The organism is Phocaeicola coprocola DSM 17136 (assembly GCF_000154845.1).
Taxonomy (GTDB): Bacteria; Bacteroidota; Bacteroidia; order Bacteroidales; family Bacteroidaceae; genus Phocaeicola; species Phocaeicola coprocola.
Genome location: NZ_DS981487.1, coordinates 1 through 16,075, shown reverse-complemented (window position 1 = coordinate 16,075; position 16,075 = coordinate 1). Strand labels below are relative to the sequence as shown.

Genomic DNA, 16,075 nt, shown 5'->3' with positions numbered 1-16,075 from the left:
TTCAAAGTCATCTCAGCAGGTTGTCAAAATCAAATCGGTCGGAAAGAGAAATACCCGACTCAAAGTCAAACAACGTAAGTTTACGTATTTTATAGTAATTCAGCCAGTAATTCTGCATAGCCTCTATATAATTCTTCTGAGCCTCCTGCTGGCGGTTCAGTGCCAGCGTCAGACTATTAATGTCAGCCTTCCCAATGATAAAACGCTTACGTGTCTGGTCGTATGCCAGCTCCGCAAGGTCGAGAGCCTCTTCCGCACTAGCTATCATATCCTGTTGCACACTGAAGTCGCTCACCGTCATCATCACATCCTCCTCCAGACTGATTTCCTCCTGACGAGCAGCAATCTTCACAACATTAAGGTTATTCTTGGCCATGTTGTACTTACCCTTGCGCCCCCCCCAGTCAACAAGCGGTATGGATACAGTAAACGACACAAGATCCTGCTGCAGAAGATTACGATAAGCAGCACTGATATTATCGGGCACTTGATTGAAACCCACACTCGCATTGAAACTGGCATTGAAGCGAGACTCTTTCTTCGTGCGGTCTACCTCACGTTCCGCCTCCAGCACATTCTGGCGCTGCTCCAAAAAAGTAGGATTATTCTCGCGAGCAAGAACAATAGCCCGGTCGGCAGGAATATCGACATGCCGAGGACGAGCCGGAAGATTGATCTCTATATACGAATTACGATCCAGATTCAAAAACGTAGCAAGTGCAGACATAGCACGCTTACGAGCAATCTCAGCATTTCTCAGCGTATTGCGCGCATTCACCTTATCCAATTTCAGCGTAAGCAAGTCAGCCTGTGAGATAGACGCAATTTTCTGCCTCTGCTCTCCTATTGCATACAATGTATCAGAAGTCGCCACATTATCTTGTGCCAGTTCATAGTCGGCCTGAGCCATAGCAAGAGCAAAAAAATAATTCACAGCTTCTTCCGACACACTTTCGGCATTATAAAGATACTGTTTCTTCACTTTATCAAACTTCAACGGTTCTATCTTCCTGTCCCATCTGAAAGCATTGAATCCCAAAAGCTCCTGCTGATAGCCAATACGGAAAGGAACAGTAGAGAACTGGGTAAAATTCGTTTCACCGAAGTTTCGCATATAGTCAAGCTGTGTATCCACATAAAACGTACCACCCAGCAAGTCTAAATTCTGCGCAATGCTCAGCCCTGCACTTGCACTCAGCATCTGCTGTTCACGGTACACATCGACATTCTCCTGCGAGTCGTAACGTTGCGTAATATAGCGATAATACTGCGCGGGAGTCATATTCAACGTGAGGCTCGGCAGTCGTGCCGCTTTATAGCTTCTGTATTCCCAGTAGCCCGATAAATACATATTCTGGTAACGGAAAGCCGACAGTGAGCTATCGTTTGCCATCGTAATAGTTTCCTTCAGGTCCAATCTGAGTACACTCTGACCCTGTGCTCCCATCCCGCAACAAGCAAGCAGGAACAATATACTAAATTTTCTGAGTTTCATGTTTTCTATATATAAACCAGTAAATAAGAGGAATTACAAAAAGACTTACGATAAGCCCAACCATCATTGTACCTATCATAGCAATAGAAAGCGGCCGCTGCATCTCCGAACCTAAATCGGAAGTAAAGAGCAGAGGAACCATCGCAAACACAGTAGTCAAGGTAGTCATGATTATAGCCCTGAGTCTTCTGTGACCTGCCGTATGAATTGCATCCAGCAACGGCATCCCCTCCTTACGCAATTCGTTGATGGAGTCCAGCTTCAGGATAGAGTCATTCACCACAATACCACATGAAACAATGATACCAATAGCCGACATCAGATTCATGGTATGCCCCGTAGCCCACAGCAACACAAGCCCGAAGGCTATATCCATTGGAATTTCAGCCAATACGATAAGCGGCTGAAGGAAACTCTCAAACTGGGCACACAAGATAAAGTACATAAGCAGCACCGATATAAGCAGAATAACAGTCAGTTCCCCCATCATTTTCTTATTAGAGAAGAAACTTCCGCCAAACGATACATCCCAACGGCTGTCACTTCCTACAACATTGCGCACCTCCTCCATCACCTTCGGTACATTATCTACATTATAGAAATTTACGGGGATATACTCACCGTTGCGTCCGGCCGTAATCTCCTTGAGATCCTCATCAGGAACAATCCGTACAAACTCACGAAGAGGGACATAATTCCTTTCGGATGAACCGTCAGTCGTTTTCACTTCAACTAAAGTTTCGGCCAATATACGATTCACGCTCATCTCCCTTCCAGCTATGCCGATAGGCAGATATTGCTGGTACGAGCGCAAGGTAGACACCTGATTATCCTTCAGTGCAGTACGAATCATCCTCACCACCTCATCATAATCCACATTGTACAACAGAAGACGGCTACGGTCTACCTCCAAGTTCAGCTGCTTCCGGAACGGCGTATCATCAGGCGTATATCCGGTTTCTCCGGCAATGGCCGCCTCTATAGCTCTCACATCCTCCGCCTCAGGAGTTGAGGTATGATCAGAAGCTCGGAGCTGTGCTACAAGGTCAGGTTCCCCTGTAACAAAAAGCTTTTCGAAAATAGTTACAGGAGGCGAGAATGTAACCGTAGCAGCCGGATACTTCTTACGAACTTCCTGGCCAATAAGTTCTGTCAGCACAGATATACCCGACGGTTCAGCCGTACGGAAATAAAGCTCAGCCTCAGCAGCAGAAAGTTCGTTTTCCGTTCCAAGTAAATAATCCTGCATACCGACATATGCCGTATGTTTCTCTACAAGAGAATCGGTCATGGCCAGTATGGCATTCACCCTGCGGTTGTTCTCGTCCACATGAATATTCTCGTTCCATTCTATGCTCACCACCGTTTCATTCTGGTCAATCTCAGGCATACGCTCCTTGTCAATCAGCATAAACATCAGCACACAGAGCGGAAGCGAAACTATAGCAAATGCCATCGTCATCTTTTTATGTGCAAACACCCATTCTATACCAGCATCATAGAAACGTACAAGCCACTCGTTCTTCAGGAGATTTTTGAAGCTGGCAGTAAACCAGTTGTGCTTCCTTATACCCATACGGTAGAACAATACATACAACACAGGCAACAACATGATACCAGCAAAATAAGAGACCAACAATCCAGATGTGATAGAAAATGCTTCATCCATGAAAATGGCACCGGCTATCCCACTCATGAACACCAACGGTACGAACACCGCAACAGTGGTAAGCGACGAACTAAGCATGGGCGTAATCATTTCCGAAGTTCCCGCCACAGCTGCACGTTTCAGCGAATACCCCTTCTCCCGGTATTGCGATACATTTTCTGTCACAATGATCGCATTATCTATCATCATACCCACTGCCAGTATCATCCCCGAAAGCGAGATTACATTGAGCGATATTTTACAAATATAGAAAAGGGAAAAAGTAATGATTACAGAAGTAATCATGGTAATGCCGATAATCAGTGGCGAACGTACATCCCCGATAAAAAAGAAAGCTACAATAAATATAAACAGAAAACCCAGCGTAAAATTCTGCTGTAAGTTAGAAATCGTATAATCCAATAATTCCGTCTGATTACGTGTAATACTAAATTCAATATCAGGATATATCTTTGTAAAATAATCCGTAGTTTCCTTCAGTTCCTTACGCAAATTATCCATATTTTCTTCTCCCTGCTTGATGATGGCAAGCGTCACCGCCCGCTTCCCTCCTGCCAGCGAGCGTCCCATTTCATTGCGTGTCACCATCTGCACATCACAAATATCCTTCAGCTGCATTACCAGTCCATTGTGGTTAAAGTAAATATTCTCCACATCCTCCGGTGTACGTAATAGCGATGCAATACGAATGTTATATTCATAGTAACCATCGCGTACCAGCATGCTCCCCGGCTCTACATTGTTCGATGAAAGTATACCTTCCAAATCAGATATCCCCATACCTAAACTTTCCATCTTCCCCATATCGGGTACAATGCGCAGCATCTTCTGCGGTACACCGGTCATATCGGCCATTGCCACCTGAGGCAGTTGCTCGATACGGCGTTTCACCACATTCTCAGCCAAGGTACACATTTCGAGAAAAGCATTACCATCAGTTTCCTGATACGGAACCTCATCCTTCAAGGTCATGTTCAAATAGAACACAGGAATATCGGTAGCACTCGCTTTGATAGCCTTTGGACGTACCGCATCCCTCGGCAGACTGTTCATTGCGGCATCAATCTTCTCATTCACCTCAATGAAAGCAAGGTCGGTATCCGTACCGAAATCGAACGACAGCCGGATGATGCCCGAACCGTCGCGTGTCTCGCTCCTCATCTCGCTGAGTCCAGACACCTGCATAAGCTGTCTTCTCACGGGAGCCACCATCGTATTCTCCAGCTCACGTGCAGAAGAGTTCTCACCCGTCACCTGTACAGTTATCTGCGGAATATCTATATCGGGCAGCAGCGATACGGGCAGCGAGAAATAAGTCACCAGCCCCACGATGAAGCAAGCAGTGAAAGCCATGAGTACCGCTATCGGTCTTTTAATCAGAAATCTTACCATAGTACGGACATGTTTTAAGGTATCACTTTAACCGGAGCTTCATGAGCAAGGTTCACGTTTCCGGTCACGATGATCTGTGCCCCTTCCTCCATACCGTCACCTATCACGGTATATTCGGTCATGTTCTCCAGTCCGGTAGTCACATAGTTCCACATCGCCTTGCCGTCCTTCAAGGTAAATATCACTTGCTTGCCTGTACGCAGTACCACGGCCGTCTTAGGCACCACAAACTGATCGGGAATAGAACGTTTCACGCTCACACGCACATTCATGCCGTCAAATAGCTTCACTCCGCCGTTCACCCTGGCCCTTACGCTCACCAGTCCGTTTTCATCCACCAGCGGGTTGATTTCCGACACCGTACCGCTGCATGCCCCGGCTGTCCCGGCAAACGGAGCCACCTCCACCCGGTCTCCTCGCCTGACAAGCGGCAGTTCACTCTCCAGCACCTTGAAAGCCACTTCCATGCCCCCGCTTCCTATCACACGGCAGAAAGGCTTCGAACCGTCAGGACGGTTGAAGCTGCGCGATTCAAGATTCGCCACAACCCCGTCGAAGGGTGCGGTGATCACTGCCTGTTCAAGCTCGTACCTTGCCAGTTCGTATGCGGCACGGCTCTGTCCGTAACCACTCTTCACCTCGGCAAGCTGTACAATATCTTTGGGGATTTCCTTCATACGGTCGGGTGAATACCCCTGACTTATCAGCACATCCTTCATTTCCAGTTCCGACTGGCGCAGGGCTATCTCCGCCTTCTCCAGACTGTTCTTCAGGGTGAAAAGGTCAAGTTCGGCTATCTTCTGGCCTTTCCTTACATGGTCGCCGTTCTTCACATAGATGTGTGCCACCGGCTCCGATGTAACGCGGAACGAAAGGTCGGCATACTGTGAGGCCGTCACCTTGCCGTTGCTCACCAGCTCATGGCTGAACGCAGTCTTCTTCAGCGTCATGACCGTCACCTCGTTCGCCTGTGAGGGCAAAACTGTTTCTACTCCTTCCTTTCCGGAAGCATCATTTTTTCCTCCGCTGCAACTGCCCAACATTCCGGCGGCAAGCAACAGTATCGCATATCTGCCACATCTATTCATAACCAAAAATTTTTAAATTTTATATATCCCTCCAAAAGGTCACTCACAAATCAACATATCCAATTCATTACACTATAACTTATACCTTAATATTGTAGATGGATCTTGCACATTTTTTCTAGAAGCACAATATAGGCAAGAATTACTATGATCTACAGAAATTGAATATACACATATCTGGTGAATTTATAGTCACATAGAAGATGCTAATAATTATCAAAGCTAATTAGCACCCAATAATTATTGACGAACTACTATTTATCAGATTCTAATCTATAAATAGTCATATTATTATCTTCTAAACTAGTAACATATAATAAATTATCTATAACACAAAATGTACTTACCGGAAAAGGTAAATTATATTTTTTTACTTTATTACCATTCCAATCAAAACATAATATTTCATCAAACGTGTAATCATTCAAAGATACTTCTTTTAAACTCAAATGGGAATATCCCAAATAAATAAAATTGTCTGTCATTACTGTCCCGTAAAAGTGGATAAATAGTTCTTTGAAATAACTGAAATATAGCTTATTATACTCTATTTGTAAAGCGCGACGATTTGAAATTGTACCTTTGAAACCAAATCAAATGGCTTCAAATGAATCAAGACAAATATGTTTTCGCTCAATTGGTAGAGTTTTTGAACAACAATAAATTCAGAAGAATCGTGGACAAATACGATGGAAATCGTTACGTCAAACATTTCACTTGCTGGAACCAGCTTCTTGCTATGATGTTCGGACAGCTAAGCAATCGTGAGAGCCTACGCGACCTGATTGTTGCATTGGAAGCACATCAAGCCAAGTGTTATCATTTGGGATTGGGTCGTGAACCCTTGGCCAAAACCACACTTGCATCAGCTAACCAAAATAGGGATTACAGAATCTTTGAAGATTTTGCATTCTTCATGATGAAAGAAGCCAGTGATAAACGAGCTACTCATATTCTGGATATCGAAGGAAAGAAGTACGCTTTTGATTCAACCACCATTCCGTTATGTTTGGCAACATTTCCTTGGGCTAAATTTCGAAGTAAAAAAGGTGGAGTCAAGGCACATGTCCTTTATGACATTGAGGCTCAGGTTCCGGCTTTTTTTACAGTAACCACAGCTTCAAAACATGACTCAACAGCAATGTCTGCAATTCATTATGAACCAAATGCATACTATATTTTTGATAGAGCGTATGATTCGTTTAAGGAACTATATCGGATTCATCTTACTGGCTCTTTCTTTGTCGTAAGAGCCAAGTCGAATCTTAAATTTAAGTTCTGCAAATGGAAACGCAGACTACCAAAGAATATACTATCTGATGCTGAAGTGAAATTATCAGGATATACCTCTGAAAAGAAGTATCCGGAATCATTCAGGATTATCAGGTTCTATGATGAAGAAGATGATCGTGAATTTACCTTCCTGACAAATGCCAAACATATATCTGCACTTGATGTAGCTAATCTCTATAAAAAGAGATGGCTTGTAGAACTGTTCTTCAAATGGTTGAAGCAGCACCTTAAAATCAAAAGGTTCTGGGGCACCACAGAAAACGCAGTCCGTATTCAGATAAGTGTGGCTATTATCACTTATTGTTTGGTAGCTATTATCCAACATGATTTGCACTTAAGCCGTTCGACCTATGAGGTCCTACAGATTTTGAGCATTTCATTAACGGATAAAACACCTTTACAAGAGTTGTTCAATAAGACTAATTTCAATGATGTCAAAGAGCAATTAAATCCCCTTTTCCCGGGGTTGTTTGATTAATATTTAATTCGTCCCGATTTTAACGGGACACTAATGATTGTCTGTATTAAATAGTTCCAAAATTCCACCAATACTTTTACTATCATCTATGCCCAATCTACCATCCTGCATCTGCACTACAGGAACTTGATTAAAATCATTTACATATACACGATGTAATCCATTTGCATCCAATTCATAAATTTCAAAAACATCCGAATGTGATACAGAAACAAGCAGACGTTGCCTATATGTATTACATGAGAGAACTAACTGATATGCTGTTCCACGATAAAGCCCTTCTACTTCATAAGGAAAAGGATAATCGGAATATGTTCCTACAATATTATTATTTTCATCAAGTACACCCAGAACTCCCTGTTTAAAAAGTCCTGTTGCTACTTTTCTATTTCCAATAGGGACTATATGCAATGGTCTAAAGTCTGCTGTATATGGATAAATCTCCGTCTTAACCAAAACTTCTTTTGCTCCACGCAATATAGCCGGAATAGACACGTAGTTTATTGACTTCTTCATAGAAGACTGGAACACGAGTAAAGAGTCTTGAATAAAAAAATCCGAGCCAAAATCAATGAATTCATTTGGTGCATTTTCTTTTTGTCCCCATCTTGTTATCAACTTTCCTGTTTTGCTATCAATAAAAGAGAATCTATAATCATCTGCATGATGGCAGGTTATTAATATATCTTTCCAGTTCTTCATACTCAAAACTGTCCCCATAGGCAATTCGTTGTCTGAAAACAAGCTATCAGAAACAGACAGATTTATTATATTATCAAATTTGTCTATACTATTTTCTTGTTTTCTATTACAAGAAAATATAAGCAGAAGAAGCATTAAATATATGTAACAATATTTCATAAGATTAATTTATTTAGGCAAAAGGTTACGCCTAAAGATAACCTCTTGATTTATAAATGTTGATCAATCTTTATATTAAAATCAAATTTCACCATCTGGCATTTGGACGTTCTTGATCAAGTGCCGGATCTGTAAACACTTCCCTCGTCATTTGCCAATGCTTCTACATTAGCCATAGCTAAATCTGACATTTAACCTTCTGTTGTGAAGCATATACGCTATAACCGGCTACCATCGTAAATGCAACTGCCAATAAAGTTTTGAATATAGTCTTTTTCATAAAGTTATATTTTTATTAATGTTTTCAATTTAATACATTAGAGGAAAATAAACCTCTCTCTATTCTCTCAATTCTTATTTTATAATTAACTTTGCATCGGTAACACCTCCTTCCTTCGATTGGATGGGTTTAACATGGAGTGGAATATGATGTTCATTGTTTGCAGACACGTGATTCATGTTTCCACTCTTTTTATCTTTCATTTTTTGACTGTTCCTCAAAAGTCCAAAGTAAAGTACCTCTCGGGAATATTGCCATATATTATCGTTATAGTACGCCAGAAATCACCAGACTCCTCGGCTTTATACTTCACACTCAGAATTGCACTTTCACCGAGCAGTATCTTATCCTATTCGTAATCTCTTGGAAATAACAACTTAAACATTATAAACTTAGATATTCAACAACGAGTCACCCTGTCTATAGTCTTTTGACATACATCTTCAGAACAGCATTATCGCAAGTACAAGTATTCCAATCGAATCACACTATCCAAAGTGTCATCAACCCGTACCCACGTATGATCATTCTTGTAAAACAAAACATAACCTTTCATTTCATCTCCTTCACCCAAATCATTTCTCAGAAATTTTGAAACGGAAACCTTTCCCGTTCTTTTATCGAACAGCACTCATGTGATGTCCTTACTCATCATATCAGACCGATGGAATGTATGGTAGGAAAACAGGATAAAACGATCCGAACAGGCAAACTGGTGAACAATCGAACGACCGTCCAGTTCTTGAGGCGTCAAATCACGCATTCCTTTCACTGAAAGAGGAATTGCCTGTTTTACATCAAAGGTGTACATCGAACGGAGTGTGTCGGCTGTTACAAGGGACAGCTCATCCCAGTTCCTGTCATAATAATAAGCGGATGAGCCGTTCCAATTATACATCACGGGAAAATAGTGGAACCTGCAAGTTTCTGTCACATGCGAAGAAAGGCTCTTTTTAAAATGTCCCATATTATCCAGCCAGACACCTTCAGGCTGTTCATGACCGGCATAAACAGGGTAAAAACAAACCAGACTCTCTTTTTCCAACTTCACCATGTCCAGAAAGAAAGATTCCATTGGAAAGGAAGATATGTAATTGCCTGAATAATCATACTCCTTTAACTTCATGTCTCCTTTATCAAAGATGCATATATGTTTCCGATAAGGATCCAAACACCACGCACCAATACGCTTTATCTCTTCCGGTCCCTCACCGAACGCATTTAACCGCGCAAATAACTGTCCACTTTTTTCATCAAAGACAAGAATACCTTCCTGCCCGCTATCCTTGACAAAGAGTTTACCGTCATCAAAATACAGACCTGAAACACCGTTGATTGGCAAGCTGTCACTTAGTTCAAGTGTAACAAATGCTGTTGAATCTACGAAACTTGAATAATTTATCACAGGTTCCGTCTTTGATAGGTCAACCTGTATCGGCCCTGATAAGCGCTTTTCCTGACATGCAGCCAGAATGAAAATGCAACCAAGCAGATAAAAACAATTCTTCATATTCTCACAATTAAATACTTATTTACAAAATGAATTCTGACATTCAACTTATAGTATTTTACTTTAAACAATTACTTTTTATCTTCTGTATTTAAATAAAAGAAAAAGACATCGGTTCCACCTTCGGGATTTAATGCCGTGTATAAAATTCTATCATGATATTGGTCATATACAAAACCCAATGAGTAATGGGGAAGAAGATAAGTTTTTAAATACTTCAAATCCCAGTCAAAAACAACAATTCTGGAAGAAGCATTATCAATCTTCTCAAAATCTTTTTCTCTTATATTCTGTTCCAATACATATACAGCTTTATCTGAGGAGGTTATATCTCTACAGCAGATTATATTATCTCCACTCAGATGATCACCATCAACTACTGTCGGGCTAATTTCTTCATCTCCTAATTGGACTGTCTTCATTAAAGTATTATTCGAGTCATAAAGAAATAGCAGATTATAATATCCCATTGCTGAAACAACTCTATTGGACTCAAAGTTTAGAGTTATACGATTCATATTCATAACTGTGAAATCACCCTGAGGCAACTGTAGGATTTTGGGAAATTCAACCCAATTTATCTTATCCTCATTCGAATCATAAATGAAATACAATCCGCTACCAGAATCAATGTTCCCTATAAAACAAGAATCACTCTTTAAATGTAAATCAGGTGAACCTATAAGCATAGTCGGCATTTTCATTGACATTATTGCATTTGGCTCTTTTTGAAGAATCTTTTTTACATTTATGTCCTTAAAGGCTGCTGCATTAACATCGTAAAGGTTTATAATACCATTATTATCATTTGCCTTCTTCAAAAAAAATGGGAACTGGAAATCTTCAGGTCCATGTCCTATGACTCCACAAGCTCCTTTATAGGTAAAATCCGAAGAGTCATACATATAAAGAATACTATCAGTACCTCTATTTATAAAAACAGATAATGTATCATAAACTCCTATTTTATCAACATTCAATAGCTGCTTTGCTTCAATTCGATGAACCACAGGATTTATAATATTATCCTCTATAACTATCTCTTTTTCTCGGTCAGTTCCATTACATGAGCCTAAAACTAAAACTATTAAAAGAAAGAAAATATTTTTCATACGCAATTCAGGTTACTGTTTTAATTCTTTTGTTATCATTCATTCACTACCTATAAACATATTCTCTTACAGCTAATTATTTTCAGCGGATTTTCCAAAAACCTTATTCGTTTCCACCAGATAAAGCAAACTCCACCAACAGATTCTCCTCTCTGTTGGCTATCGCATAAACCATATCATCAGAATTGGATACACATATTTGCGACAATGGCAAATCCGTTTCATATTTGCTCACAGGGTTACCATCCCAATCTATCTGATATATCACGATACACTCTCACTATATAATAGTTACATAACAGCCTTTATTAATTCACTACTTTCCAAAGAATAACTATAAATATATCCACTACATTCATCTACCGCAAACGAGTAAACTGGCTGATTTAAAATATATCGTTTTTCTGGTACTCCACTCCATGAATACACAAAAATTTCATTTCCGTCAGACCAATTCTTTTCCTCTCTTGTACATCCTGAATACAATAAATATATGTGTTTCTCAGTTACATAAGCATTCACAAAAGCCTTTCTAGTCTCCTTTGTCTTACGCATTCCATACGAACCTGGTTGAAATTTTATTTCAAAACAATCAGGACCATGAACTGAATTTTTCAGATTTCCTTCTGAATCATAAATTTCTATTACATCTGTATAGCGATAAGCCAATAATATATCTTTCGTTTTTGGATTGACTTCTATATAACTGTTACATGCATCAATAAATGAAGACATAGGAATATTAGGGTTAACATACGAATATTCACCAGAATATCTTATATCACCGTTCTTAATATTTACAAAAGATATTTTTTTGTTTATGGTAAGATCATTTGAACCAACCATTATAGTATCATTTAACATTGCAATGTCATAATAATACTTTGAAAGTTGATATTGGAGCGGTTTTAATCTGTCATTTGATATTTCTAAAAGAGGAAAGCAAACAATATTTGATTTACTCATATCATATAACCACAAATCATCCCCTAAAATATTAATACTACATGATAACATTTCACCAGGTCCCATTCCTTTATTCATTCGAGTTTCAATTATTTCATTTTTTTCTAAAGAATAAAATGAAATAAAATTATCGCCACTCTTATTAAAATCATTAATAATCAAAAAATTATACCATAATTTCATCTCTGATGGCTCCTCTATAATCTCTTCAGATAAACTAACAAATAATAAAGAGTCAGTTTCTGCAAAATCTGTAAATTCAACCTGTATATCATTGAGCTTTATATCATCACGTGGAGAACATCCAACACAAAACAAAATAAAAAAAATGCTATATTTTTCATATTCATATAATTAAATCAGCATCATTGCAATAATAAATAGTATTGCAATGATGCTATAATTAACAATCAAAACCAAGAGTCGTCTTCATCATAATCTTTCACTGGGGTTGAGCCAACCATACATGTATCTCCTTTATCAGGATCACATGTCACAGAACCTTCATCACTTGCTAATGCTTCTACATTAGCCATTGCTAAATCTGACATTTCAACCTTCTTTTGTGAAGCATATACACTATAGCCTGCTACCAAAGCAAATGCGGATGCAAAAACTAATTTCAAAATATTCTTTTTCATTTTAGTTCGAATTTTTACTTTAATTATCTTATAATTTTAATAATCTCTACGGAGGAGCAAATTATTTCATTTCAGTTGCTACATTTATACCAGGGGTCTATAGGCTGAGAACATATTTATACAGATATTTATGATTCTCTCCTATGCACCATAACATATTATTATTAATATGTATGGAAATAACACTGTGATTTAAAACATATCGTTTGACTGGCATTCCTTCCCAATTGTAAACTAGTATAATGTTGCCGGTATAGGCTGAACTACCTTTATCCAACAAAGACGAACCTGAATATAATAAATAGACGTATGATGAATCATACGACAATGATAAAAAGCCTACCGCTTCTTCTTTCTTGTGAGCTATAACAGGTCCTTCCTCAGGAATGGCAAATTGAGGGAAATGATAATATCTATGCGCCGTAGGTGATAGATTGTAGGATTCATCAATATTGTAAAAATCTATTAGTCCTTTATATGCGGCAACGAATTTATTTTTATCCGGATGCACCCCTATTAAAGTACCAGCGTACAATGCCGCTTTCTGATAAGGCTGCAGTGGCTGAATGTCTTTATTGCTTGGATATTCTTCTTCACAAACATAAGTGCTATCAGCAATGTTGTATATCAGAAAGCGTCCTTGTTCAAACATCCCTGTGCCTATGATTGAAGTAGAGTCAAGCATTGCCAATGAATAAAAACGATTTATAGATCCATTAATCTGTATAATCTCTTTGTACTCATAACTATTCAAGTCCAACTTGAAGATTTTCCCTTTAATTCTATCTGCAAATAGAAATTCACTCATGTTATTGGATACAGGCAAATACTGTATGATTTCGTTAGGTCCGTTACCTATATGAGCAGTATTGATCACCTCGTTGTTTTTTTGATTCCATATAGAAAGACGATCTTTTATGCGAATGTTAGAAAAAATAAAACATGAATCAATATAGGAAACGGAAAAGGGCAGTAACAGTCCCTTTTCTTCCAGATTTATGGAATCTGCCGACATGATTAGTGAACTCATTGGGAAATCCGTATCAATATCAGACAAACCTTTATCTGTACAGTTTGTGAGACATAGAAAGTACAATAAAACAATAAGTTTGTTATTCAGTTTAAGCATCGCATTAAAACTTCTTTATAATTGATTATTACAGCTTTTCCACTAAAGTTCTCATCCTACCGTATTAAAGATGGAACCTATAGGGAGAATGGTACGAGCAATGCACAAGGTGTCATTGATATATTCATACTCGGAAGGGAAGTTTGTCTTGTCCATAACCAGTTTTACACTTAGCGTATAATCCTGATCAGCCAATTGCAGATAGAAAAAATTCTGTATACCATATCGAAATAATTTGTATCTTTACATTGTGCTTTGCCTCCGTTCTTATTTTAAATTATAAAATACCAACACCGGATTTCCTTCTTCATCTGCCTGCTTCAAACAAGCTTTCAACTCTGGAGAAATAATTTTCTCTTCCATATCAAGCAACGAAAGGCTACCAACCAGCAAATCCTCATCCGTACCGACAGGCATAGGAAACAAACCACCCAACCCCAAATCATCCTGCACGGCAGCGGCTTTCACGTTGGCAACCTGCCCCGAAGACTTGTTATAAACCGACAAATACAAGTCTTTCTGAACATAGTACTTCACAGCTAAGGCAGCCCGGTTTTCATATACATACAGAAAACGGATATAATCGCTCGACAAGATCTCACGCATCACATCTCCCGAATCTTCCGATTTTTCAAAGACAGCAATTTCGGGTAAAGTTCTATTTCCCCATTTCATCTCCCGGCACACCTTCAACGAATCATTCATCCATTCATAAATACAGTTCGAAAAATAGGGGCAAAAACGTATCTTTCCTCCATAACTATAAAACGGAGCCGCATTCCCATGCAATATCTTTCCGGAAGCCAGTGCATCATAAGCAGTAGACAACACATTACCCTCCTTATCTGCCTCCACATATTGCTTTCCGCAGAAAAGGTCATTCTTCCGTAAAGGGAAATAATATAGATAATCGCCCTCTGTAGGAACACAGAAAGCTAACGGAGCCAAGTCAGGAAGTTTAATCTCTTCCTCATAATCAAGGCTTTCCAAATCATACTTCAACAATTTCGACATCATACGGTCCAGTATGTACAGCGAGCCGTCAGAGCGGTCGATCCAAAATGAATGCGGACTGAGGAACTCTCCCGGTCCGTTCCCCGTCCCCTCTATCTTATGAATGAACTTTCCGTCCGTTGCCGAAAATACCAACACCGCATTGGTTTTATACGTATCAAGCAGATAAATCCGGTCTTTCCACACCTCCAACTGATCTATACTTCCAAACAAACAGCGATCGGATGTTTCCAAAGGAAGAAAGCGTTCTACTCTTATCAGTTCCGAACTTTTGCAAGTTTGCACATTACCGAAATCTACAACCTCCACTACAGAATGGCTTTCACCTTTTCGGGAGGTACAATCAACTAATGTAATCAATAAAAAAGTTGTAATAAATATAATAAATATTTTATGCATATCTATAATATTCAATAGTTCGTTAAAAATTCGCCAAGCTAAGCGGCTCTGGCAGTAAATAAAATGAGTTCTTTGAAAAGTTTGTCAATAACTTGCGGGTCTGGGTTAATCCCGAACACGCAAATAAATCGTTCAAGCATATAAGCATTGTGTATGAAAGACTTGCAAGAGGATATGGAATAGGCTATTCCGAGCCTCTTACATGCCGCTTTGGCCAAGTTGACAGCTGCGAGCGATGCATTGAAGTGAAAATCCAACTTCCTGAAGTCGGTTGACTGGCAGTTGGTGATTCCTGCATGCTGCTTGCCATCTCTAAAGCAAAATTCCAGTTGGAACCTGGTTCTGTAATAATCCAGCACCTCACGTCCATCCATGGAATCGTCTGTAGAGAAGTAAAGCTGCCACTTGTCTGTCCTCCCGTCCATCGGATACCAGACGGCTAAGGAAACATACCTTTTGAGAGCTTTTGCATATACCCTCAATCCGTATAGCTTTCCTTTGTTCACCTCGTATTCCTTGCACCGGGTCAAATCCAGATTGGCAAAGTCAATCCTGCCGTCAAACCACTTGGGATGACCACGTTTTCCTGTTTTCTGCTCCAATGTCGGATAGTACAGGATTACGTCATTCCGAAAGCGGCTGATGACATGGAAATCGTTCTCACACATAGGTGTTATGAATGTTTCCTTGGAAAAGAATGCGTCTGCAACCCCCGTTCTGGACAGGCTCTGTAGCTTGTCTTTTCTAC

14 protein-coding genes are annotated in these 16,075 nt (G+C 39.6%); 1 reads left to right on the top strand and 13 read right to left on the bottom strand.

Annotation, left to right across the window (positions count from 1 at the left end; all coding sequences use genetic code 11):
• Positions 1-7 precede the first annotated feature (7 nt).
• The 3 genes from BACCOP_RS11975 to BACCOP_RS11965 are packed head-to-tail and all read right to left on the bottom strand — an operon-like array spanning position 8 to position 5,644.
• Positions 8-1,495 (bottom strand): TolC family protein, encoded by a 1,488-nt coding sequence (locus BACCOP_RS11975; RefSeq protein ID WP_007569422.1) that lies wholly within the window; start codon positions 1,493-1,495, stop codon positions 8-10.
• Positions 1,476-4,556, bottom strand: coding sequence for an efflux RND transporter permease subunit (locus tag BACCOP_RS11970; protein ID WP_007569420.1), 3,081 nt, complete (start codon positions 4,554-4,556; stop codon positions 1,476-1,478). The genes BACCOP_RS11975 and BACCOP_RS11970 overlap by 20 nt, the downstream gene beginning before the upstream one ends.
• A 14-nt stretch (positions 4,557-4,570) precedes the next feature.
• A complete protein-coding gene (locus tag BACCOP_RS11965; protein WP_007569419.1) occupies positions 4,571-5,644 on the bottom strand; it encodes an efflux RND transporter periplasmic adaptor subunit in 1,074 nt (357 codons plus the stop codon).
• A 607-nt stretch (positions 5,645-6,251) separates the two neighbouring features.
• On the opposite strand from BACCOP_RS11965, the gene BACCOP_RS11960 reads away from it, so the two are divergent.
• On the top strand, positions 6,252-7,415 hold the full coding sequence (locus BACCOP_RS11960) for an IS4 family transposase (RefSeq protein WP_007564783.1): 1,164 nt from the start codon (positions 6,252-6,254) through the stop codon (positions 7,413-7,415).
• 30 nt (positions 7,416-7,445) lie between these two features.
• Here the strand turns inward: BACCOP_RS11960 and BACCOP_RS11955 are convergent, their stop codons facing one another.
• The 10 genes from BACCOP_RS11955 to BACCOP_RS11920 form a co-directional block, all read right to left on the bottom strand.
• Positions 7,446-8,276, bottom strand: a complete 831-nt coding sequence (locus BACCOP_RS11955) for a hypothetical protein (RefSeq protein ID WP_148315610.1) — start codon at positions 8,274-8,276, stop codon at positions 7,446-7,448.
• Positions 8,277-8,392: 116 nt separating this feature from the next.
• Positions 8,393-8,452, bottom strand: coding sequence for an NVEALA domain-containing protein (locus tag BACCOP_RS21145; protein ID WP_235776966.1), 60 nt, complete (start codon positions 8,450-8,452; stop codon positions 8,393-8,395).
• Positions 8,453-9,187: 735 nt separating this feature from the next.
• Complete coding sequence (locus BACCOP_RS11950) at positions 9,188-10,066, bottom strand: 6-bladed beta-propeller (RefSeq protein WP_007569408.1); 879 nt, start codon at positions 10,064-10,066, stop codon at positions 9,188-9,190.
• Between the two features lie 71 nt (positions 10,067-10,137).
• Positions 10,138-11,178 carry a BF3164 family lipoprotein gene (locus BACCOP_RS11945; RefSeq protein WP_007569406.1) on the bottom strand — a complete coding sequence of 347 codons (1,041 nt, stop codon included), beginning with the start codon at positions 11,176-11,178 and terminating at the stop codon, positions 10,138-10,140.
• A 103-nt stretch (positions 11,179-11,281) separates the two neighbouring features.
• A complete protein-coding gene (locus BACCOP_RS20470; RefSeq protein WP_157034750.1) occupies positions 11,282-11,446 on the bottom strand; it encodes a hypothetical protein in 165 nt (54 codons plus the stop codon).
• Between the two features lie 23 nt (positions 11,447-11,469).
• Complete coding sequence (locus BACCOP_RS11940) at positions 11,470-12,462, bottom strand: BF3164 family lipoprotein (protein WP_007569402.1); 993 nt, start codon at positions 12,460-12,462, stop codon at positions 11,470-11,472.
• A gap of 92 nt (positions 12,463-12,554) precedes the next feature.
• The gene (locus BACCOP_RS11935) at positions 12,555-12,785 is read right to left on the bottom strand and encodes an NVEALA domain-containing protein (RefSeq protein WP_007569399.1); all 231 of its coding nucleotides are present in this window, start codon (positions 12,783-12,785) and stop codon (positions 12,555-12,557) included.
• Positions 12,786-12,882: 97 nt separating this feature from the next.
• Positions 12,883-13,914, bottom strand: coding sequence for a BF3164 family lipoprotein (locus BACCOP_RS11930; protein ID WP_007569398.1), 1,032 nt, complete (start codon positions 13,912-13,914; stop codon positions 12,883-12,885).
• A gap of 267 nt (positions 13,915-14,181) precedes the next feature.
• A complete protein-coding gene (locus BACCOP_RS11925; protein WP_007569396.1) occupies positions 14,182-15,327 on the bottom strand; it encodes a 6-bladed beta-propeller in 1,146 nt (381 codons plus the stop codon).
• A gap of 38 nt (positions 15,328-15,365) precedes the next feature.
• Positions 15,366-16,075: transposase (locus BACCOP_RS11920; protein WP_007569394.1), on the bottom strand; the 710-nt coding region annotated here is incomplete at its 5' end.